This is a genomic window from Streptomyces syringium (genome assembly GCF_017876625.1).
In the GTDB taxonomy this organism is placed as follows: domain Bacteria; phylum Actinomycetota; class Actinomycetes; order Streptomycetales; family Streptomycetaceae; genus Streptomyces; species Streptomyces syringius.
On sequence record NZ_JAGIOH010000001.1, the window covers coordinates 6,506,225 to 6,528,837 of the forward strand.

General features: G+C 71.8%; 16 protein-coding genes. 7 read left to right on the forward strand and 9 right to left on the reverse strand.

What is annotated here, in order from left to right; all coding sequences use genetic code 11:
• The first annotated feature begins 487 nt into the window (after nucleotides 1-487).
• Complete coding sequence (gene asnB, locus JO379_RS28575; protein WP_130881308.1) at nucleotides 488-2,347, forward strand: asparagine synthase (glutamine-hydrolyzing); 1,860 nt, start codon at nucleotides 488-490, stop codon at nucleotides 2,345-2,347.
• A gap of 90 nt (nucleotides 2,348-2,437) precedes the next feature.
• On the forward strand, nucleotides 2,438-2,824 hold the full coding sequence (locus tag JO379_RS28580) for a GntR family transcriptional regulator (protein WP_130881307.1): 387 nt from the start codon (nucleotides 2,438-2,440) through the stop codon (nucleotides 2,822-2,824).
• Nucleotides 2,825-2,893: 69 nt separating this feature from the next.
• Here JO379_RS28580 and JO379_RS28585 read toward each other — a convergent pair whose 3' ends face one another.
• Nucleotides 2,894-4,039, reverse strand: a complete 1,146-nt coding sequence (locus JO379_RS28585; protein ID WP_130881306.1) for a DUF5925 domain-containing protein — start codon at nucleotides 4,037-4,039, stop codon at nucleotides 2,894-2,896.
• A gap of 114 nt (nucleotides 4,040-4,153) precedes the next feature.
• On the opposite strand from JO379_RS28585, the gene JO379_RS28590 reads away from it, so the two are divergent.
• Complete coding sequence (locus JO379_RS28590) at nucleotides 4,154-5,509, forward strand: glycoside hydrolase family protein (protein WP_130881305.1); 1,356 nt, start codon at nucleotides 4,154-4,156, stop codon at nucleotides 5,507-5,509.
• A gap of 67 nt (nucleotides 5,510-5,576) precedes the next feature.
• On the opposite strand, the gene JO379_RS28595 is transcribed toward JO379_RS28590, so the two are convergent.
• The 6 genes from JO379_RS28595 to JO379_RS28620 form a co-directional block, all read right to left on the reverse strand.
• Nucleotides 5,577-9,446: a lipopolysaccharide biosynthesis protein gene (locus JO379_RS28595; protein WP_372449117.1), complete on the reverse strand. Its 3,870-nt coding sequence runs from the start codon at nucleotides 9,444-9,446 to the stop codon at nucleotides 5,577-5,579.
• Nucleotides 9,439-10,239 carry a polysaccharide deacetylase family protein gene (locus tag JO379_RS28600; protein WP_130881304.1) on the reverse strand — a complete coding sequence of 267 codons (801 nt, stop codon included), beginning with the start codon at nucleotides 10,237-10,239 and terminating at the stop codon, nucleotides 9,439-9,441. Before JO379_RS28600 ends, JO379_RS28595 begins: the two co-directional genes overlap by 8 nt.
• Entirely contained in the window at nucleotides 10,236-11,333 is a 1,098-nt protein-coding gene (locus JO379_RS28605) for a glycosyltransferase family 2 protein (protein WP_209517617.1), read from the reverse strand. Before JO379_RS28605 ends, JO379_RS28600 begins: the two co-directional genes overlap by 4 nt.
• Entirely contained in the window at nucleotides 11,330-12,148 is an 819-nt protein-coding gene (locus tag JO379_RS28610) for a glycosyltransferase family 2 protein (RefSeq protein WP_130881302.1), read from the reverse strand. The genes JO379_RS28605 and JO379_RS28610 overlap by 4 nt, the downstream gene beginning before the upstream one ends.
• Nucleotides 12,149-12,554: 406 nt before the next feature.
• The gene (locus JO379_RS28615) at nucleotides 12,555-13,649 is read right to left on the reverse strand and encodes a GNAT family N-acetyltransferase (RefSeq protein WP_130881301.1); all 1,095 of its coding nucleotides are present in this window, start codon (nucleotides 13,647-13,649) and stop codon (nucleotides 12,555-12,557) included.
• Nucleotide 13,650: 1 nt separating this feature from the next.
• On the reverse strand, nucleotides 13,651-14,088 hold the full coding sequence (locus JO379_RS28620) for a hypothetical protein (RefSeq protein ID WP_242626396.1): 438 nt from the start codon (nucleotides 14,086-14,088) through the stop codon (nucleotides 13,651-13,653).
• Between the two features lie 420 nt (nucleotides 14,089-14,508).
• Between JO379_RS28620 and JO379_RS28625 the strand changes: the two genes are divergently transcribed.
• Both JO379_RS28625 and JO379_RS28630 read left to right on the forward strand, forming a co-directional pair.
• Entirely contained in the window at nucleotides 14,509-15,315 is an 807-nt protein-coding gene (locus JO379_RS28625; protein ID WP_209517618.1) for an SGNH/GDSL hydrolase family protein, read from the forward strand.
• A 374-nt stretch (nucleotides 15,316-15,689) separates the two neighbouring features.
• Nucleotides 15,690-15,953, forward strand: a complete 264-nt coding sequence (locus JO379_RS28630) for a hypothetical protein (protein WP_130881299.1) — start codon at nucleotides 15,690-15,692, stop codon at nucleotides 15,951-15,953.
• Between the two features lie 167 nt (nucleotides 15,954-16,120).
• Here the strand turns inward: JO379_RS28630 and JO379_RS28635 are convergent, their stop codons facing one another.
• Both JO379_RS28635 and hmgA read right to left on the reverse strand, forming a co-directional pair.
• The gene (locus JO379_RS28635) at nucleotides 16,121-16,936 is read right to left on the reverse strand and encodes a GntR family transcriptional regulator (protein ID WP_209517621.1); all 816 of its coding nucleotides are present in this window, start codon (nucleotides 16,934-16,936) and stop codon (nucleotides 16,121-16,123) included.
• A 48-nt stretch (nucleotides 16,937-16,984) separates the two neighbouring features.
• Nucleotides 16,985-18,325: a homogentisate 1,2-dioxygenase gene (hmgA, locus tag JO379_RS28640; RefSeq protein WP_209517623.1), complete on the reverse strand. Its 1,341-nt coding sequence runs from the start codon at nucleotides 18,323-18,325 to the stop codon at nucleotides 16,985-16,987.
• A gap of 336 nt (nucleotides 18,326-18,661) precedes the next feature.
• On the opposite strand from hmgA, the gene JO379_RS28645 reads away from it, so the two are divergent.
• Together JO379_RS28645 and JO379_RS28650 are read left to right on the forward strand one after the other, a co-directional pair.
• Nucleotides 18,662-20,950 (forward strand): molybdopterin oxidoreductase family protein, encoded by a 2,289-nt coding sequence (locus JO379_RS28645; protein ID WP_209517625.1) that lies wholly within the window; start codon nucleotides 18,662-18,664, stop codon nucleotides 20,948-20,950.
• Between the two features lie 119 nt (nucleotides 20,951-21,069).
• Nucleotides 21,070-22,530, forward strand: a complete 1,461-nt coding sequence (locus tag JO379_RS28650) for a CitMHS family transporter (RefSeq protein ID WP_209517627.1) — start codon at nucleotides 21,070-21,072, stop codon at nucleotides 22,528-22,530.
• Nucleotides 22,531-22,613: the final 83 nt, after the last annotated feature.

The following is a 22,613-nucleotide window of genomic DNA, read 5'->3' on the forward strand; positions in this document are numbered from 1 at the left end:
GGCGGAGTGGTTCCTTCAGGTTCGACGCACACCGGCGGGCCCCTCCGATTTCGGCCAGGTCGCGGCACCGCGACGCGGCGCGGGCCCGCCGTCGTGGCCGCGGAACGCCCGCGACCGGTGGCGACGGCCCCGCCCGGGCCGTCGTGGCCGAAGTGGAAACGCCGGCCCGGGCGGCGCCGAGGGGCCGTCCGCCCAACTCCGCGGGCACTGCCTTGAACCGCAGCTCGGCGGGCACGTGAGCCCTTCCGGCGACGCCCGTTCCGGGCCGATGACCATGAAAAGGCGGCCGGTGCAGGGCACTTGACAGGACGCGCCCGGCGGGATTGGCCGGTTCCGGGGGGTTCCAAACGATCTTAGATGGTGCATGCATCTAGATGGGGCGTACGGTGATCATCGCGATCCGCTCGTGCAGTGTCGCGGACCGTGATCGACGAGGGCACAGCCGCCCGGGCCACCCGGGCGGCCTACCGAGAAGGAGACCGCGACCATGTGCGGGATCACCGGATGGATCTCCTACGACCAGGACCTCAATACCCCCACCACACGCAACACGCTCGACGCGATGACCGAGACGATGGTGTGCCGCGGCCCGGACGCCGGAGGCGTCTGGCTGGACACCCACGCCGCCCTGGGCCACCGCCGGCTGGCCGTCATCGACATCGAGGGCGGCAAGCAGCCGATGCTCGTCGAGCGCGACGGCCGCACCCTCCTTGCCACCACCTACAGCGGCGAGGTCTACAACTACCGTGAGCTGCGGGCCGAACTGGAGGCGCTGGGCCACGCGTTCCGCACCTCCAGCGACACCGAAGTCGTCCTGCACGCCTATCTCGAATGGGGCGACGCGTTCGCCGAGCGCCTCAACGGCATGTACGCCTTCGCGATCTGGGACCCGCGCAGCGAGGAACTCCTCCTGGTCCGCGACCGCATGGGCGTCAAGCCGCTTTACTACTACCCCACCCCCGACGGCGTGCTCTTCGCCTCCGAGGCCAAGGGCATCCTCGCCCACCCCGCCGTCCGCCCCGCCGTGGACGCCGAGGGCCTCGCCGAGCTGCTGGCCAACGCCAAGACCCCCGGCCACGCCGTCTACAAGGGCATGTACGAACTGCGCCCCGGCCACCTCGCGCGCATCCGCCGCGACGGCCTCACCGTCCGGCAGTACTGGGCGCTGGAGGCACGGGAGCACACCGACGACCTGGGCGCCACCGTCCACCACATACGCGAGCTGCTCGACGACATCATCGCCCGTCAGCTCATCGCCGACGTCCCGCTGTGCACCCTGCTCTCCGGCGGGCTCGACTCCTCCGCCATCACCGCGCTTGCGGCGAAGGGCCTGGCCGACGCGGGCCGCGGCCCGGTGCGCTCGTTCTCCGTGGACTTCACCGGCCACACCGAGAACTTCACCCCCGACCAGATGCGGCCCACCCCCGACGGCCCGTACGCCCACGCCCTCGCGGCGCACGTGGGCTCCGACCACTCCGACATCGTCCTCGACACCGCCGCCCTGATGGACCCGGCCCACCGCGCGGCCATCCAGTCCGCCCGCGATCTGCCGCTGGCCTTCGGCGACGGCGACACCTCGCTCTACCTGCTGTTCAAGGCCATCCGCGAACAGTCCACCGTGGCCCTGTCCGGCGAGTCGGCCGACGAGCTCTTCGGCGGCTACCACTGGTTCCACGACCCCGAGATCGTGGCGGCCGACACCTTCCCGTGGATCGCGGCCGGTATCGCCGACCGCTTCTCGGGCCCGCGCAGCGGCGGCCGTGTCGCCCTCCTCGACGCGGGCTTCCTCGGCAAGCTCGACGTGGACGCCTACCGGGACGCGCGCTACCGCGAAGCCCTCGCCGAGGTCCCCCGGCTGGCCGGCGAGAGCGGCCACGACCGGCGCATGCGCGAGGTCTCGTATCTGCACCTGACCCGGTTCGTGAACCTCCTCCTCGACCGCAAGGACCGCGCCAGCATGGCCGTCGGCCTCGAGGTCCGGGTGCCGTTCTGCGACCACCGCCTCGTCGAATACGTCTTCAACACCCCTTGGGCGATGAAGACCTTCGACGGCCGGGAGAAGTCCCTGCTGCGCGCCGCCACCCGCGACACGCTCCCCGACATCGTCGCCGACCGGGTGAAGAGCCCCTACCCGAGCACCCAGGACCCGCGCTACGCGGCCGCGCTGCGCACCGAGCTGAAGCGGGTCATGGCCGACAACGACGCACCCGTCCGCCCGCTGCTCGACACCGCCTCCGTCGCGCAGGCGCTCGCCGACGACGCGGGCGAGTCCTTCCGGACCGGCACGGAACTGGTCCTCGGCATCAACTCCTGGCTGCGGACCAACGGCACGACCCTGGAGGTGTAGCGCGGCAGGGCATTGCCCGAGGACCGGGCACGGTGGGTCTCCCAAGGCGCACAATGGGTGGTACCACCTCGCCCAGCCAGGAGTCCCACCGTGGCCTTGCAACTGACCGTCGACCCGGACGCGGCCGAACCGCCCTACGAGCAGATCCGCGCCCGCATCGCCGACCGGGCCCGCTCCGGCGCGCTCCCCGTGGGCTACAAACTCCCCACCGTCCGGGGCTTCGCGGAGGAGCTGGGCCTGGCCGCCAACACCGTGGCCAAGGCCTACCGCGCGCTCGAAGCGGACGGGGTGATCGAGACCCGGGGCCGCAACGGCACCTTCATCGCCGCCCCCGGCGACGCCGCCGACCGGGAGGCGGCCGCGGCCGCCCAGGCCTTCGCCCAGCGCGCCCACCGGCTGGGCCTGGACCGGGCGGCCGCGCTCGCCGCCGTCGAGGACGCGCTGCGCGCCGCGTACGACGGCGGGGACGAGCGGTAGCGCCTGCCGGCCGCCGTGGCCGTCGTCTCCCGGGAGACGGCCACGGTGGCGTGGCCGCCCCCGGCCGGCCTACAGATAGAGCCCGGAGTCCGCACCGTCGTGCTGCGCGGGCACCGACGCCGGACCGCTGCCGCGCCGCAGCGCGAACAGCTCCGCGAGCGTCGCCCCCTCCCGGCCGATGCCCTCCTCCCGGCCGAGCCAGTTCACCGCCTCCGGACGGGTCAGCGAGCCCACCTCGATCCGGGCGAGACAGCGGCCGGGACGCACGACGGCGGGGTGCAGCCGCTCCAGGTCCTCGTTGGTGGTCACCCCGACGAGGACGTTGCGGCCCTGGCCGAGCAGCCCGTCCGTGAGGTTCAGCAGCCGCGACAGCGCCTGCCCGGCGGTGTGCTTGGCCTCGCCCCGGATCAGCTCGTCGCAGTCCTCCAGGAGCAGCAGTCGCCAACGGCCCTTCGCCGTGCCGTCGTCCTCGCCGATCGCGATGTCCATCAGATAGCCGACGTCGTTGAACAGCCGCTCCGGGTCGAGCACGCAGTCCACCTGGCACCAGTCCCGCCACGAGCGGGCCAGGGTGCGCAGCGCGGAGGTCTTGCCCGTGCCCGGCGGGCCGTGCAGGAGCAGCAGCCGGCCGGCGATGTCGTCCGGGGTGACCTTCATCAGCCGGTCCATGGCGTCCGCGACCGGCGCGGTGTAGTTCGGACGCACCTCCTCCCAGGTGCCGGCGGAGATCTGCCGGGTCGTGCGGTGCGGGCCGCGCCGCGGGGAGACGTACCAGAAGCCCATGGTGACGTGCTCGGGCTGGGGCTCGGGCTCGTCCTCCGCGCCCGAGACCGCCTGGTCCAGCACCTTCTTGGCCAGCTCGTCGGTGGCCGCGGTCACCGACACGTCCGCGCCCCGGCTCCAGCGGGAGATCAGCAGCGTCCAGCCGTCGCCCTCCGCGAGGGTCGCGCTGCGGTCGTCGTCCCGCGCGGCACGCACCACGCGGGCGGACGGTGGCAGCAGCGTCACCCCGGTCTTGACGCGGTCCACGGAGTGGCTGTGCGCGTACGGCTGCTCGCCGGTGGCGAACCGGCCGAGGAAGAGGGCGTCGATGACGTCGGACGGCGAGTCGCTGTCATCCACGTTCAGCCGGATGGGCAGGGACTTCTCCGTCGGGGTGGTGTCCGGTTCGGCGGGCAGGGCCTGCCTCCTGGCAGCGGGGCGGTCGGCACACATGCCGCCCATGATCCGGCACGGAACGCCCGGGCGCACCATGGTTTTCCCCGGTTCCGTCGTAGTTACCCGGTAAATCGCCGCACATCGATTCCCGCGCCGATACTCTGGCCGGTGATGGGACGTCATGTGACGAGCCGGCGGTTGTCCCGGGCGGGTCGGTGGGGATTCACGGCACTGCTCGGTCTCACCCTGCTCGTGCTCGCGCTGCTGGTGGCCATGTGCGGCGGCGTCCTCCAGCCGCGCGGCGGTGACGTGGACACCCGCCGGGAGGTGGCCGTCGGCTGGGGGTTCACCCACACGCAGTACAGCGCCGACCACGGCGACGCCGATGCCCGCAAGGCCGCCGGCAGGCTCCTCGCCACCGGCCCCCTGTCGCAGAACCAGCACATCATGGGCTGGGGGGTGGACAACCCCGAGCCCAAGCCCGGCGCGTACAACTTCGCCGACCTGGACCGGCGTGTCGCGCTGATGCGAAGAACGGCCGGGACGCCGGTGCTCACGCTGTGCTGCGCCCCCGACTGGATGAAGGGCGGCGGGCAGCGGACCGACTGGTCCCAGAAATCATTGGAGACGGCCCCCGACCGTAAGTACTACAAGGATTTCGCGAAGCTCGCCGGAGTGGTGGCCAAGCGCTATCCGGACGTACGCCATTTCATTGTCTGGAACGAACTCAAGGGTTTCTTCGACGAATCCAAGAACCGCTGGGACTACGAGGGCTATACCGAGCTGTACAACCTGGTCCACGCCGAGCTGAAGAAGCAGAACAAGAACAACCTCGTCGGCGGTCCGTATGTCGTCATGGACAGTGAGGCCCCCGGATCCAAGGCCAACGCGTCGTCGCTGCGTGGCCCCTGGGGGGTCGTGGACCAGCGGTCCGTCGACGCCGTCACGTACTGGAACAAGCACAAGGCCGGAGCCGACTTCGTCGTGGTCGACGGCTCCAGCTATACGCGGGAGACCGACCAGTTCCACCCCGACGAATTCGGCGCCACCACCAAGTTCGCCGATGTCACGACCTGGCTCAGGAAGACCACGGGGCTGCCGGTCTGGTGGGCCGAGTGGTACGTGGAGCCCGCCGACGGCAATGACGACCGGAGGGGGTGGACCGAACAGCACCGCCTTGCCGTCCAGGCCACGGCAATGATGCAGCTGGCCGGCTCGGGCGCCTCCGCGGCCTTCTACTGGAACCCGCAGGAGCAGAGCGCCGACTGCCCCGGCTGTCTGTGGCGCAGCACCGAACTGGCCGACGGGGGCAAGGAGCTGCCGATGATGAAGCTGCTGACCCGGTTCGCCAAGGAGTTCCCGCCCGGTGCGGATTTCCGCGAGGTCGACACCGACGACGCACGCGTCCGCGCGCTTGCGACGGACACGGCCCTGCTGGTCGTCAACACCCAGAACCGGCCCGTAGCCACCCGGGTGGACGGCAGCGACGTCGACCTGAAGGCGTACGAGGTCCGCTGGATCTCCTAGCCGGGGCGGGAAGAGGCCCACCGCCCGGCGCCGGGCCCCTGCCCACCTCAGCGGCGCCCGGCGGCCGTCAGGACATCGTCGTGAGCCGTACGGCCAGGGACACCAGCAGCAGTACCAGCAGCGGCAGCGCGAACCAGTACGAACCCTGCAGCCAGCGCAGTTGCCGGACACCCGGCCGGGCCGTGACCCGTGTCAGCTCCCGTGCCGTCAGCAGCACGATCAGCGCCAGCGCCGCCAGTCCACCGATCACCGACATCGGTGTCCACGTCACCCGCGGCCCGGCCGGGCCCGGCCGGGGCTCCGGGACCGCGCCCGGGGCCTGCCGGGACAGTTCGTACAGCACCGCGTCGTCGTTGGACAGCACCCGGCGCAGTTCGGGCCGTCGGTCGAGGGCCCGCAGCAGCCGCGGCTCCCAGTTCACGGCGTAGCCCGCGTCCAGCTGGAGGGTGACGGACTGGCCGCGGTTGACCATGAGGTAGGAGTTGGGACCGGCCTTCCGCAGCGCGACGACCAGGCTTTCGACCAGGACCGGATCGCGCGGCGCCTGCGTCGGTTCGTACGTCACCCGCTCCATGTCACGGGCGCCCCACGGCATGGCGGGCGTCACGCTGTTGACGGGGTCCTGGCTCATCCACAGCAGCCGCACGGTCGGCCTGTCGTGCTCGTACACGTACTCCATCGCGGCGACCTCTCCCGGCCGTACCCGCTCGAAGGGCTCGTTGCCCCAACGGGCCACCAGAAAACCGAAGATGAGCACGAGCCCCGCCAGCAGTGCGGCGAGCGGCCCCGTGGCACTGCGGCCGCGTGCCGCGCCCGTGCGCGGGAAGACCGCGAGGGCGGCGAGGACGCAGGCGCCGGGGAGCGCGAACAGGAAGACCCGCAGGGCCACTTCGCCGCCGTAGGACTGCATGCCGAAGGCGAGGAAGGGGACGGCGGTCAGGACCAGGAGCGCGGTGTCCGCGCGACCGGACCGCCTGCGTCGCCACCAGCCGAACGCGGCGCAGGCCAGCACGCCGCCCGCGAGCGCCACCCGGGTGTACAGCACCAGCTTGTGGGTGCTGCTGCCGCCCTCGATGCGGCCGGAGACGGACGAGGAGACATTGCCGCCCAGCGAGCCCAGACCGCCGAACAGCTCGTCGAAGTGCCCCGACCAGTACGGCTCCGCGAGGAACCCCACCCACACCGCCAGCATCACACCGCACAGCAGCGGCAGCCCGGTCAGCGTCGAGCGGCGGGTGAGCACCAGCACGGTCAGCACGCCCAGCATCACGAAGGGGGTCAGCTGATGGCTGGCCACCGAGGCCGCGAACAGGGCGATGAGCAGCGCCAGCAGCACCCCTTGCTGACGGCGGCCGGCGGGCGCGACCTCCGCCTCGCCCGGCAGCAGTTTCCCGCCCAGCTGCCGGGGCCAGCGGAACCACACCAGCAGCACGGCCACGAAGAGCAGATAGATGAAGTAGTTCAGCGCCTGGGGCGAGAAGTAGTCCTGTCCGACCCAGCCGCACAGGGCGAACAGCCACACCGCCGTCCACTTCGCCCGCCAGCTCGCCCGCACGGCCCTCAGCAGCAGCGCCAGCGGCGCGAGACACAGCAGCTGAACGGCCAGTGGCCACCAGCGGAGCACCTCGGTGAGGTCGCCCACCCCGCAGGCCCGGGCGGTGAGGGCGGCCAGGGCGAAGAACCCGGGCCAGCTCCAGCGGGCGTCGAGGTCCGGCGCGGCCGTCCCGGAACGGTCGATGTAGTCCAGGAAGCCCAGGTGCTGCCAGGCCGTCGCGAAGCGCGGCTGGTCCTCCAGCAGCGCGGGCACGGCGTGCAGGGACACCACCGTCAGCAGCAGGACGGCCGTCAGCAGCCCGCGTCGGGGCCGGTCCAGCCACAGCGCCCACGCGAACGACACCACCAGCAGTGCGGCCCCCAGCACCGTCGCCACGGGAAGCACGGACACCAGCCCGAGCCCGCCCATGCCGTCCAGCTCGGACTCCCCGAGGGACCCGAGCGGCACCCAGTACATCGCCAGGGCGGCGCCGAGCAACAGCCAGATCCCGGCCTCCGGGCCCCGCCACCAGGGCCTGCGCGCCTCCGGCGGCTTACGGGCGGCCACGGTGGGCGGCGCTCCCGAGCCCTCGGGCAGCGCGGACACGTCCGAGGCCGCGGCGACGGACGCGGCGGTCGAGGCCGAGGAAGCACCGGCCGGCCCTGCCGAAGGGGCCGCGGAGGCCGCAGTGGACACGGTGGATGTGCCGCTCGAGGCCGCGGCGGCGACGGAAGCCGGCGCCGGAGCGGAGGCCGCCGTACGCGGCTCGTCCGGCTCGGCGGGGCCGTCCGGCTCGGCGGGGACTGCGGAGGACATGGGTACCGCCTCGGGGGTGTGCCGGAGATCGGGGCGCCTCTCCAAGTGGTCGAAGTCCAGCCGCACGCCCAGCGGCATCGTGTCCGCGTCCAGCGCGGCGCGCAGCGCCCACCGGGTGCCGAAACCGCCGCTGTCGCGCTCCGCTCCGGCCGCCGCCCCGCGGCCGTGCCTAAAACCCTGGCGGACACCCCGCCGGTCGCCGTGGACCGCCAGGTCCGCGAGATCGCCGTCGGGCGCGGCGCCGGGGGAGCGGGGCGGCGAGACCGCCGGCGCCTCCTTGAGGATCCTGCGCAGCCGCACCGCCGAGACCGAGGCGATCACCGCGAGGCTGACGACCTCCGCGATGCCCGCACCCGCCAGCCCCAGCCGAGGGAGCAGCAGCAGCGTCAGCCCCAGCACCAGGAAGCACAGCAGTCCCTGGAGATAGGCGAGCCCGGCCGTCCGGCTCTGGGCCCGCAGCACCGCGAAGTACACCTCCATCACGACCCGCAGCGCGGCCCCCACGGCGAACCACCGCAGCAGCGGCGTGGCCGCGTCCGCGTAGCCCTGCCCGAAGACCCGCAGCACATAGGGGGCGAGAAGGAAGAGCAGCACACAGACCGGGACCATGATCTTGGCCATCCGGCGCAGCGCGGCCCGGCAGTTCTCCGCGAGCCGGGCCGGGTCGTGCGAGCCCTCGACGGTCAGGGAGGCGCCCATGTTGATGGCGAGCAGGTTCACCGTGCCACCGATGGTGGTGGCGATGTAGAAGTACGCGTTGTTGGTGGAGCTGACCTGGGAGGCGACGATCACCGGCACCAGATAGACCACGGCCAGTGAGAACAGCGACCCGGTGTAGTCCCCGGCGAGGAAGCGGCCCATCTCCCGGTAGCTGGGGGGCCGGGCGGTCTTCGCGGTCGCCAGGGCGTGCCGCGGCACCAGCCGGCGGAAGACCAGCCAGCCCAGCGGCAGCACCGACACACCGATGGAGACGACCCAGGACGTGAACACCCCGGACCCCGGCAGCGCCGCCGCCAGCGCCACCAGCAGCGCCAGCTTCGCCGCGGAGAACACCGTATTGCCCACCGGCACCCAGAACGCGCTGCGCAGCCCGGTCAGCACCCCGTCCTGGAGGGTCAGCAGGGACCAGGCGACGACGGCGACGATGAACCCGAGACCGGGCAGCACTCCGTGCAGCGATCTGTAGGAGGGACCCCAGAGGTCCAGTGTGAACAGAAAGACGCAGGCCGCGACGGCGACGACGGCGGAACTCCCCGCATACGTACGGAGGACGAGCCGGCCCGTCGACCGCCCGGCCACGGGGATGAAGCGGGCCAGCGCCCCGGTCAGGGTGATCGCGGTGAGCCCCGCGAGCAGCTTCATCGCGGCGATGGCCGCGGACCCCTGGCCGACCGCGCTGGGGGTGTAGTACCGGGCGGCGATCAGCCAATAGCCCACGCCGAGGACGGCACTGATGCCCGTATTGAGCATCAGGGCGAAGGCGTTGCGGAACAGTGGACTGCTGCCGCCGCGCCCCGGGAGCCGCAGCCTGCGGCTCACCGGACTCTGCGCCTCCCGTTCCTCGGCCCGGGTGGACGTGTCAGACACGGACTTCGCTTACCTTCCTCATGATCTGTCGAGTTCTGCGAACCATGGCGTAACCCTTGGTCAACGCACGGTCTCCGGCGAAGTGACGGCCGACGCCCCGGCCCTCGACGAGTTGTTCGAACTCGTCGATCGTCGTGGAGCGGCCCACGGTGACGCGCTCCAGTGCGTACGGCCCCTGCCGCCGCGCGGCCAGGGCGTTGCCCACGGCCAGCGAGACGCCGAACCCGGCCGTCCGCACGGCGCTCCGCACCCGGCGGCTCGAATAGCCGTAGGGGTAGGCGAAGGACACCGGCGGACTGCCGAGCTCCAGTGTCAGTACGTCCCGGCAGCGTTCCACCTCGAACCGCAGTGTGTCATCGGCGAGTTGGTCGAGCTGCGGGTGGGTGTGGCTGTGACCGCCGATCTCCAGTCCGGCACCGGCCAGCTCGCGGACCTGGTCCCAGGTGAGCATGAGATCGAGCGCTCCACCGGTCTCGTGCTCCCCGCGCACCCACCCCGTGGAGGCGAACAGCGTGGCCGTGAAGCCGTACTCGGTGAGGACCGGGAGGGCGTAGCGGTGCACGCCCTCGTAGCCGTCGTCGAAGGTGATCAGAACGGGCTGCGGGGGCAGCGCGAGGCCGTCGCGCCAGGCGGATGCCAGCTGATGCGCGGTCAGTGGGGAAAAGCCCCGTTCGGCGAGCAGCCGCAGCTGCTCGCCGAACGCGGCCGGTGACACCGACAGCGCGTGCGCCGCGCGCGAGGGCGTGTGCGCCACCGCGTGATACATCAGTATGGGAACCGGACCCCCGTTCATGCCTCGGTTCCCCCCTTGGCCGGTTCCTTGGCCGGTTCCGTGGCGGGTTCCCTCACCGGCTCTGCGCCGATCCCGGCGCCCGGCACGGTCGCCGGCGCGAACCGCTCGCCGCCACGGCGCGCCCGGACGCTGCCGACCGCGTAGCCGCCCGCTGCCGCGGCCACGCCGGCCACGATCGCGCCCGCCCGCCCCGCGCCCCCGGGCCGGCCGAGCAGCGCGTCGCGGACCCCGCGCGCGATGCCCGCGGGCAGCACGCGCGTGGTGTACCGGCGCTCCGTCGCAAGCCCCGCCCGGGCGCCCACGCTCCGCGCCACGAGCGCCTTGGACAGGCCCTCGGCGTACGCGCGGGTGCGGAAGTAGGCGAACCGCTCACGGGCGGCGGGCACCCGGTGGTGGATCACCGAGCGGTCGTCGATCAACAGCACCGCGTCCGGCACGGCGCGGGTCAGCCGGATGCACAGCTCCGTCTCCTCGCAGCCCAGCGGCAGCCGGTTGCCGTCGCGGCCGATGCCGTTGGCGAAGCCGCCCACGGCCGTCAGCGCCGACCTGCGGAAGGAGGCGTTGCCGCCGAGGACGTTGCGGACCTCGGTCCGGCCGGGCGGCAAGCCCCGGTACGTACAGCCCACGACCCAGTCGAACTCGGCCGGGAACCACACGGGTCTGCGCCGGGACTCCCACACGGGGAGGGTCCGGCCACCCACCGCCATCACCCGCGGATCGGCGTAGGCCTCGGCGAAATACCGCAGCCAGTCCCGCTCGGCCACCGCGTCGTCGTCGAGGAAGGCGATCACCTCGCCCGTCGACGCCGCGGTCCCGGTGTTGCGGCCCGCCGACAGGCCGCGGGGGCCCGCGTTCGCGAGCACCCGCACCCGGTCCGGCGCGCCCCCCGCGCCGTCGTCGCCGAAGGTCTTGGCGAGCCGCCGCAGGAGGGCGGGATTGTGGTCCACGACGATCAGCGTCTCCAGCGCGGGCCACGACTGATCACGCACCGAGGACACCGCCGCGAGGATGTCGTCCCACCGGTCCTCGGTATAGACACAGATGACCACCGAAACGTCAGGCGCCCCACCCGGCCCGGCCGGTGGAGGTTTCAAGACACCTCCCCCCGGCTCGCGGACGGCGCGATCGCGAGCCGCGGCGGGCGGCTTCGGAGTCGCTTTGCACCATGTTCACGCAGAATCACATGCAGCACCCGTAGTCCGTCGCGCACGGCCCGTAGATTGCTGGTGCCGTGGATGCGGACGAACTCATGGCTGGGAATCTCCTGTACCCGCAGCCCCGCTTTGGCCACTCTGATGTTCATCAACGTCTCCACCTCGAACCCCGCGCAGTCCAGGGCGAGTTCGTCCAGGCAGCGCTTCCAGAACGCGTTGTAGCCGTAGCACAGATCGGTATAGCGCGCCCCGAACTTGTGATTGACGATGGAGGTCAGGACCCGGTTGCCGAGCTTCCGGATCGGAGTCATGTCGTCAGTGCCGCCCCCGTTGGCGAACCGAGAGCCCTTGGCGAAGTCCGCGCCGCCGACGAGCGCGGAGACATAGCTGACGATCTCGTTGCCGTCCGCGGAGCCGTCCGCGTCGACCATGACGATGATCTCGCCCGTGCAGGCCGCGAAGCCCGTGATCAGGGCGTCCCCCTTGCCCTTGCCGAGCTGTTCCACGACCTTGACGTCCGGCCACAGGTCACGGGCGACCTGCACGGTGTCGTCGGTCGAATTGCCGTCGACGAGGACCACTTCGTGAATCCACTCGGGCAACGTCTTGAACACGTACGGGAGGTTCTCCGCCTCGTTCATCGCCGGGATGACGACGCTGACCGGCGGTGCGATGGCGAAATGTGAGGTGACCGGGCGGTAGCGACCGCTTATCGATGGATCTTGATCGGCCGCCGGGCGCAGAAAAGAACTCATGTACTATCTCCCTCTCGTCCGGTGGACCGCCCGCCCAGAGCGGTCCGGTGGTTTTCCGGGTCGAAAAGGGGGTACTCACCTTGCCCCGGACGGCACGGATCGCCGTTCGTGCAGGGTGAGTTGGCAAGTGTTGCCGGCCGCGCGGCACGCGACTCGGCACTGCTGTGAAGGCCGAGCGCGGCTACCCCCTACCGCGCCCCGCTCCGGACACCATCGCGACGCTTGAGCCCTCCCCTAGTGCCGCTTTGCATGATGGACCGTTGCGGGTGGATGTACGACGGTATTGATGCTTGAGACTGTATGGCAAGAGCTCCTGCGGTGACTCCTCCTTTGGTGTTTTCCCGCCGCGTTCGCGGTGTCGGGTATTGGTGATCTGTGTCGACGGCGCATTCGAATATCGTGCGCCTCAACTACCTTCGCGCAGGCTCCCCATGCGCTTGAGGAGCCGGTCCGCCGGCTCGAAGAGACCGGGCCGGGACACCACAGCGTTGCGGAGCGCCCGCAGGGGCGCCCGGCGTGCGCGGTGACCGAGGGCCACCGGGTGACGGCGCATCACCCACCCCTCGCACACGCTGAGTTCACGTGTCTTGAGCAGGTCCTTGTACTCCTTCTCGCCCCGCCCCAGGTCCACGTAGCCCAGGCCCTCCGCGGCGGCCCCCTCCGCCATCCGCAGATGCAGCAGCAGCCCGGGGGAGTACCGCCCGAACTCCGGGTCGTACGCGGGGAACCAGCAGCACAGCACCGTCCGTGAGCGCGGCCCGAAGTGCGCCGCGACCGGCCGCCCGCCCGCGTAGAGCACCGACAGCAGGCCCGCGAACGACTCGGTGCGGGTGTGGAAGAGCTGATCGACCAGCCGGCAGATCCAGGGGCGCGCGAACCGGTCGCTGCGCCCCGTTCTTCGATACTGCGCCGACTTCCATCCGATCAGCGTCCGCAGGACGGCCGGATCGCGTTCGTCGTGCACGTACCGCACCTCGCCGACGTTCCGGGCGAGCCTGCGCTCCTTGGCGCGCGTGGTGCGGACGAACTTCGGACGCTGTTTGCGCAGCGCCGTCAGATACCGCTCGAAGCCCTGGTCCACATCGATGACCGGCGAGGCGAACGCCCCGGTGGCCGCCACCTCGAACGGCTTCTGCCCCTCCACCAAGTGGTCGAACTCCCAGACGGACAGCCCGCAGGCATGCAGCAACTCGCGGGCGTCCCACTGGAATCCGGGCCGGTGGACCAGGCCCTGGGCGTCGGAGACCCCGAGGCCGATCGCCCGGCCCACCCCCAACGAGCTGCGCTGGTACGGGAAGAAGGCCACCGGCTCGCCGTCCTCCCGCACGACCGCTATCCGCGCGCCGTGCCGGGACCTGCCGACGGCGAGGGTGAACTCCGGTGCGAGAAACGGGTTCGCGAGCTGGGGCGATCCGTCGAGGGCGGCGCGCCGTTGCATGGCGGACCACGCCGCCCGGTCCGCCGCCGTGAGGTCGCCGGGTCGGTACACCCTGATGTCCACCTCAGGCGGCCCGGCTTCGGTGAGCGCCGTCCCGGTGCCGGCACACGTGCGCCAGCAGGAACAGCAGCAGGCTGACGATCGCGACCGCGGCCACCCCGCCCCGCACGCTCCAGGAGTGCAGCGCGAGCATGGTCTGCGCGACCAGCAGGTCGATGGCGACCGCCCCGCCCGCCGCGACGACCGAGCGGCTGAGCGGATCGAGACCGCGCAGCGCCGCCGCCACGGCGCCCGCCGGTGCCATGACGAGAAAGAAGAGGGTGAGCGGCGCACGCAGCGGCGAGCCGATGTCGGCGAGCGCCAGCACCGCCCCGACCCCCGCGATGGCGACGGCGGCGCCGACGGCCAGGGGAAGGGACTCGGCCGTCCGAGCTCTCCTTCCGACGCGGTCGTCGGCGTGGTCGAGTTCTGTGGGATCCGTGAGATCAGTGACGTTCTGCATTGGCGACTTTGCCCCCCGAAGCGCCGGATGCCGGGCTTCAATGTCGCGCAATCGGCAGAGGCGCGTCAAGATGTGAAGGCCGTGCAAACGGCCTCCGGTTATCGCACCGCGATGGAACCGGAGGTTGTCCGTCAGGTGAATTCTTCACCAGAGTCTCGCACCGTCAACCCAGTATCTCCAAAAGCCCGTTGAGGCAAATGGGGGATGCCGGGCGGCACCGGGGCCCCTGCGGACGCGGATGCGGATTCCCACACCCGCCCCCTGGGCGCGGGTGGGCAGCCGGTAGCGGAATGTCATAGACCTGACACACAAAGGCCATGTATGGGACCACTGTTGCTGTGATTTTGGCATGGACACTTCCATTGTTGCGGGGGTGACTGCTACGACGGACGTGGCCGAAACCCTGCTATGGGAGGTTCCATGAAACTGTCCACGCTCACCGGCTCGCTGTCCGCGCTCGTCCTCGCCGCCGTCTGCGCCCTCTCCGGGGCCGGGGCCGTGCAGGCGGGCGAGAGATCCTCAACTCCCGCCTATGTGGCCCTTGGTGACTCGTACTCATCAGGGGTCGGGGCCGGCGGGTACATCGGCTCCAGTGGCGCCTGCAAGCGCAGCAGCAAGTCCTACCCGGCGCTCTGGGCCGCCGCGAACGCGCCCGCGAGCTTCTCCTTCACCGCTTGCTCGGGCGCCCGAACGGGTGATGTTCTCAGCCGTCAGCTCGACCCGCTCACCCCCTCGACCGGGCTCGTCAGCATCAGCGTCGGCGGCAACGACGCCGGATTCGCCGACACCATGTCGACGTGCGTCTTCGGCTCCGACAGCGCCTGTCTGAACCGGGTCACCCAGGCCCGTACGTACATCGACGGCACCCTCCCCGGGCAGCTCGACTCGGTCTACTCCGCGATCAAGGCCAAGGCGCCCGCCGCCCGCGTCGTCGTGCTGGGCTATCCACGCTTCTATCGGATCGGCGGCGGGTGCAGCAGCGGCCTGAGCGAGAAGAAGCGGATCGCCATCAACGGGGCGGCCGACCACATCAACGCCGTCCTGGCCAAGCGCGCCGCCGACCACGGCTTCGCCTTCGGTGATGTGAACGCGACCTTCGCCGGACACGAGATCTGCTCCGGCGACGCGTGGCTGCACAGCGTGACGCTCCCCGTCGACGAGTCGTACCACCCCACCGCCCCGGGACAGTCCGGCGGCTATCTGCCGGTCTTCGCCTCGGCGGCCTGAGCCGCGAGCCGCGCCTCGGGTCCTGCGGTGGGCCTCACCCTCCGTGACTCATACCACGTCGTGTCGCCCGGCCCCGGCCTCCCCGGGGCCGGCGCGCCGCCGGACCCGCCCTTCCCGGCCGTTTCCCCTGGTCACCGGCTCCGCCCCCGCAAGGGGGCAATTCCGAGTAAATACCCCACAACGGAGTGTGATTACCGCCGGTTCGTCACTGCTTTCGCCCCGTCAACTCGCCCTCCGTGACAGCAGGTTCGCGCCAGGGCCGTCAACGCCCTTGACGGGGTGGTGAATCCGGGCTCCCGATGCGCGGGTGACGCGATGGGGCGATAGGGTTACTCTGCCTGGGCCGGGTGCCTCGTACGGGTGGGGAGTCTCAAATGGATCAGATAGCAATGCGCGGCAGGCCACGTGTGCCTGCCATCAACTGCGGAAACGGCGCCACCAGCGCGCGTCTCGACCGCCATCTCGCCGTGCTGGGCGGGCCCGCCCTGCCGCAGCGTGAGGTGGAGGGCGCGACGGTGCTGATGCGCGAGCTGACCGCGCGTGACCGCACGCGTACCAAGCAGAGCCGGACCGCCAGGGTCTCGCTGTTCGCACCGCTGCGACGGCTTCGCCGTTCGCTGTTCGGCAACCACAGCTGACCCGGGGCCCGGCCCCCGAACCTCGGAGCCCGGCAGCCCCACCACCCGGCACAGCGCCGACGGCCGCACCCCTTTTCCCCGGGGTCGACCGTCGGCGCTTCGGTGTGCCCGGCCCCACCGGCGCAGCGCGGACCGGCCCTGCGCGGCCCCGGCCGTGAGCCCGTCCGTCAGTCCGCTTCCGTTTCCGTTTCCGTTTCCGTTTCCGTTTCCGTTTCCGTTTCCGTTTCCGTTTCCGTTTCCGTTTCGAGGGTGACGGTGAAGGAGAACCGGTCGCCGCGGTAGCGGATGCGCGCGACGTCGACCGCGCGGCCGGTCTCGTCGTAGGTGACGCCCGTGTAGTGCAGGATCGGGCTGAGCAGCGGCACCTGGAGCAGCCGGGCCGTCTCCGGGTCCGCCAGGCGCGCCTCGACGGTGTCGGTGATGCGGCTGATGCGCACCCCGACCGCGTCGCGCAGCACCTTCGTCATCGGCCAGCGGGCGAGGTCCGCGAGGTCGATGCGCTCGGCCAGCTCGGGGCGGACGAGGTTCTCCGCCCAGTTCGTCGGCTCGCCCGACTCCTCGTCGCAGCGCAGCCGCCGGTAGGCCACCGCCTCGTCGATGTCCGGGAAGTACTCGGCCAGGTCGGCGGGGACCGGCACCGGGCCGTGGCCGAGCACGGCCGTGCGCTCGCCGGACTGCTGGGCCACGATCGTGTCCACCGAGCCGAGCAGCCGCACCGGCGAGCCGCGCCGGGCGCTCGGCTCGATGAAGGTGCCGCGCCGGCGGTGGCGGCTGATCAGCCCCTCCGCCTCCAGCTCCTTGAGCGCCTGCCGCATGGTGAGCACGCTGACGCCGTAGTGCTCGGCGAGGGCGTCCTCGGTGGGCAGCCGCAGCGGGTCGTGCGGGCGGCGCCCGAGTATCGAGGCGCGCAGGGACTGCGACACCTGGTACCAGAGCGGCAGCTTGCGGTTGAGCGCGAGGGAGTCGGGGGCGAAGGTGGTCACGGGAACTCCGGCTCTACTGCGGCACTGACGGCTGGGTCCTGCCGGGGCTCACGCCCCGGAGCCCCAATGGCGCTCCAGACCCTGCCACACCTCGTCGTACCCCTTCTGCAGGTGCCCCGCGGTCCGCGCCTGCTCGGTCGCCGTCACCGGCCAGCGCGTCTCGAACATGAACGCCAGCCCGTCGTCCACCTTCTGCGGCCGCAGCTCGGCCGCGCTCGCCTTGTCGAAGGTGTCCCGGTCCGGGCCGTGCGCGGACATCATGTTGTGCAGCGAGCCGCCGCCCGGGACGAATCCCCCCTTGCCGGCGGTCTTCGCGTCGTACGCGCCCTCGATCAGCCCCATGTACTCGCTCATCACGTTCCGGTGGAAGTACGGCGGCCGGAAGGTGTCCTCGCCGACGAGCCAGCGCGGTGCGAAGACCACGAAGTCGACGCCGGCCAGGCCCGGGGTGTCGGACGGCGAGGTGAGGACCGTGAAGATCGACGGGTCGGGGTGGTCGTAGCTGATCGTGCCGATCACATTGAAGCGGTGCAGGTCGTAGACGTACGGGGTGAGGTTGCCGTGCCAGGCGACGACGTCCAGCGGGGAGTGGCCGTACGTCGCCGACCAGAGGTTGCCGCAGAACTTGTTGATCACCTGGACGGGGCGCTCGACGTCCTCGAAGGCGGCGACGGGCGCGAGGAAGTCACGGGCGTTGGCCAGACCGTTGGCACCGATCGGGCCGAGGTCGGGGAGGACGAACGGGCGGCCGTAGTTCTCGCAGACGTAACCGCGGGCCTCGGGGTCCAGCAGCTCCACCCGGAAACGCACCCCGCGCGGGATCAGCGCCACATGCCCGGGCTCGGCGCGCAGCAGGCCGAACTCGGTGCGCAGCAGCAGCCCGCCGCGCTGGGGGACGATCAGCAGCTCGCCGTCGGCGTCACTGAACACCCGGTCGGACATCGAGGCATTGGCGGCGTAGAGGTGCACGGCCATGCCCGTGCGCTGGGTGACGTCGCCGTTGCCGCCGAGGGTCCACAGCCCGGCGAGGAAGTCCGTGCCCGGGGCCGGCTCGGGCAGCGGGTCCCAGCGCAGCCGGTTGGGGTCCGGGACGGTCTCGGTGAACGGCGCGCTGCGCAGGCCGCCGTTGTCGATCCGGGTGAACGGCGGGTGGGCCGCGGACGGGCGGATCCGGTAGAGCCACGAGCGCTGGTTGCTGTGCCGGGGCTCGGTGAACGCGCTGCCGCTCAGCTGCTCCGCGTACAGCCCCAGCGGTGCCCGCTGCGGTGAATTGCGGCCGTGCGGCAGGGCCCCGGGGACGGCTTCGGTGCTGTGCTCGTTGCCGAAGCCGGACGAGTGGACCAGCCCTTCGGCCGTCTTGCGCGCCTGCTCGTTGTCCGTACCGCTCATCGCGTGCTCCCGCTGCCGGTGGATTCCTATGGAAGACCGTAGGATTCCTGGCCGGGCGCGTCAATGGATCAGTTCACCGACGCGCGGGAGCGCGGGCGCGGCGGGTCGTGTCGCTGGGCACCTCCGCTGCGCGACGGTGTCCTCAATCTCCCCCGGCTACCGCTGGGGGCGCCTTCCAGCGGTAACCGGGGAGATGGCCGACGCGCCCGCAGGGCGCTCGCCCGCCGCAGGCGGCACAGATGGTCCGCAGCCGAGGATCCGCCGGACAGGCGAGAGATACCGGTCGGTAGGGTCGGCCCGACCGAGCGTCACCGCCGCCGTCCCCGGGAGGGACCGATGAGCCGACCCCACAGCAGCGCCCCGACCGGCCCGGCGAGTGCCCTGCGGATCTGCCCGCTGTGCGAGGCCACCTGCGGGCTGACCCTCACGCTGGAGGGCGGGCGCGTGACCGGCGCCCGAGGCGACCGCGCCGACGTCTTCAGCCGGGGCTTCGTCTGCCCCAAGGGCGCCGCCTTCGGCGAGCTGGACGCCGACCCGGACCGGCTCGCCCGCCCCCTCGTGCGCCACGACGGACAGCTGCGGGAGACGGGCTGGGACGAGGCGTTCGCCGCGGTCGCGCGCGGACTGCGCCCGGTCGTCGAGGAGTACGGGCCGCAGGCCGTGGCCACCGTCCTCGGCAATCCCAACGCGCACACCATGGCGGGGGCGCTCTACCCGCCGCTCCTGATCGGGGCACTGGGCAGCCGCAACGTCTTCACCGCGAGCACGCTCGACCAGATGCCCAAGCACGTCTCCAGCGGGCTGCTCTACGGCGACGCGATGGCGGTGCCCGTGCCCGACCTGGACCGCACCGACCATCTGTTGATGATCGGGGCCAACCCGCTCGACTCCAACGGCAGCCTGTGCACCGCCCCGGACTTCCCCGGCCGCCTCAAGGCGCTCCGGCGGCGCGGCGGACGGCTCGTCGTGATCGACCCGCGCCGCACCCGCACCGCCGCCCTCGCCGACCGGCACGTGGCGATCCGGCCCGGCGCCGACGCGCTGCTGCTCTTCGCTGTCGTCCACACGCTCTTCGCGGACGGTCTCGTGCGCCCCGGCCCGCTCGACGCGCACGTCACGGGCGTGGCGGAAGTGCGGCGACTGGCCGGGGACTTCACCCCCGAAGCCGTGGCCGGGGCGTGCGACGTGCCCGCCGAGGAGATCCGCGCCCTCGCCCGCGAGCTGGCCGCGGCTCCGCGCGCCGCCGTCTACGGCCGCATCGGCAGCACGACCGTCACCTTCGGCACGCTCACCAGCTGGCTGATCGACGTACTCAACATCCTCACCGGCAACCTCGACCGGCCGGGCGGCGCGATGTTCCCGCTCTCCGCCACCGCCGCCGCGCCCCGCCCGCCCCGGCCGGGCCGGGGCTTCGCCCTCGGCCGCTGGCACAGCCGGGTCGGCGGACACCCCGAGGCGAAGTCGGAACTGCCTGTCGCCGCGCTGGCTGAGGAGATCGACACACCGGGGGAGGGGCAGGTCCGGGCGCTCGTCTCCATCGCCGCCAACCCGGTGCTCTCCGCGCCGAACGGCGACCGGCTCGACCGGGCCCTGGCCGGGCTCGACTTCATGGTCAGCGTCGACCCCTATCTCAACGAGACCGCCCGCCACGCGCACGTCGTCCTGCCGCCGCCCCCGCCCAGCCGCAGCGCCCACTTCGACTTCACCTTCAACGCCTTCGCCGTCCGCAACCAGGTGCGCTACACCCGGCCGCCGGTCCCCCTCGGCGACGACCGCCCCGACGAGGCCGAGATCCTCGCCCGGCTCGTCCTGTGCGCCGGCGGCCACCCGGGCGCCGACCACCGCTCGGTCGACACCTCCGTCATCACCCGCACCCTGGGCAAGGCCGTCACCGACCCGCTCTCCCCGGTGCACGGCCACGACCCCGCCGCCCTCGCCGAGCGCCTCACCGGACTGACGGGCGCCGAGCGACGGCTCGACCTGATGCTGCGCCTGGGCCCCTACGGCGAGGGCTTCGGCGCCGACCCGCACGGTCTGACGCTGGAGAAGCTGCTCGCCCACCCGCACGGCATCGATCTGGGGCCGCTCACCCCGCGCGTGCCCGAGCTGCTGCGGACCCGCAGCGGGAAGATCGAGCTGTGCCCCGAACCCCTCGTGAGTGAGACGCTCCGGCTGCGACGCTCCCTCGAGGAGAGCGCCGCGTCACCGGACTCCCTCGTCCTGGTCGGCAGGCGCCATCTGCGCTCCAACAACAGCTGGATGCACAACGTCCCCGCCCTGACCGGCGGCAGCAACCGCTGCACCCTCCAGGTCCACCCCGAGGACGCCGCGCGGCTGGGGCTGCTCGACGGCGGCGGCGCGCGGGTCACGGGCGACGGCGGCACGGTGGAGGCGCCGGTCGAGATCACCGACACGGTGCGCCGGGGCGTGGTCAGCCTGCCGCACGGCTGGGGGCACGACCGGCCGGGCACCCGGCTGTCGGTCGCGGCCGGCACCCCGGGCGTGAACGTCAACGCGCTGTCCGACGGCACCCGCCTCGACCCGCTCTCCGGCACCGCCGTGCTCAACGGCTATCCGGTGCGCGTCACTCCGGTCACCCTCGCTCCGCTCGCAACAACCCCTTGACCTGGGGTTCTGCTCGTATTGCGCAGGTGTCAAGGCCTTGTGACCCAAAGTTTGCCCACTTAGCGTCACCAGGACCGCCGTCCCGCGGTGGAGTTCAAAGGCGAACGTGAGGTACCCGCATGCTGACCATCCTGGGCTTCGGCATGATCGCCACCTTCCTGGTGCTGATCATGCTGAAGAAGATGTCGCCCATGGCGGCGCTGGTGATCGTCCCAGCGCTGTTCTGCGTCCTGGTGGGCAAGGGCTCCCACCTCGGCGACTACGTACTCAAGGGCATCGGCTCCCTGGCGCCGACGGCCGCCATGCTGATGTTCGCCATCGTCTACTTCGGCGTGATGATCGACGTCGGGCTCTTCGATCCGATCGTCCGCGGCATCCTGCGCTTCTGCAAGGCCGACCCGATGCGGGTGGTCGTCGGCACCGCGGTGCTCGCCGCGATCGTCTCGCTCGACGGGGACGGCTCCACCACCTTCATGATCACCGTCTCGGCGATGGTGCCGCTCTACCGCCGCCTCAAGATGAGCCTGGTCATCATGACCGGTGTCGCCGCCATGGCCAACGGCGTCATGAACACCCTGCCCTGGGGCGGCCCGACCGCCCGCGCCGCCACCGCGCTCAAGCTCGACGCCGGCGACATCTTCGTCCCGATGATCCCGGCGCTGGCCGTGGGCCTGCTCTTCGTCATCGGCCTCGCGTACGTCCTCGGGCTGCGGGAGCGCAAGCGGCTCGGCGTCCTGACGCTGGAGCAGGCCCTGGGCCGGCCCGACGGCGAACCGGAGCCCGAGCAGGCGCTGATCGGCTCGGCCGGCGCGGGCGACGCCCCGGCCCGCAAGGCGGCCCCGGCCGGCGGCGGCTCCACGGCGAGCGGCGCGACGACCGGTCCGGCCGACGGCTCCCTGGACGAAAGCCAGGGCGGCTCCCAGGAAGCTGACGCCTCCTCCGAGATCCTCGACCCCCGTCGCGCCACCCTGCGACCGCGCCTGTACTGGTTCAACGCGGCGCTGACCGTCGCGCTGCTCACCCTCCTGATCCTCCAGACGCTGCCCATCCCGGTGCTCTTCCTGCTCGGCGCCGCCATCGCCCTGACCGTCAACTTCCCGCACATGCCCGACCAGAAGGCCCGCATCGCGGCCCACGCCGAGAACGTCCTCAACGTCTCCGGAATGGTCTTCGCCGCCGCCGTCTTCACCGGGGTGCTGACCGGCACCGGCATGGTCGAGGAGATGGCCCGTACGGTCGTCGACTCCGTCCCCGACGCGATGGGCCCGCACATGGCCCTCGTCACCGGCGTCCTGTCGATCCCGTTCACGTACTTCATGTCCAACGACGGCTTCTACTTCGGCATCGTGCCGATCCTCGCCGAGGCGGGCGCCGCCCACGGGGTCTCCCCGCTGGAGATCGCCCGGGCCTCGCTCGTCGGCCAGGCCCTGCACATGTCGAGCCCGCTCGTGCCCGCCGTCTATGTGCTCGTGGGCATGGCGAAGGTGGAGTTCGGCGACCACACCCGGTTCACCGTCAAATGGGCGGCGCTCACCTCCCTCGTCGTCCTCGGCGCGGGACTGCTGTTCGGCATCATCTAGGGGTCTCGGCTGCAGGTGCCCTGCGGGCGCGTCCTCAATCGCCGGACAGGCTGCGAAATGCAGCCTGCTGGGGGCACCTCCCA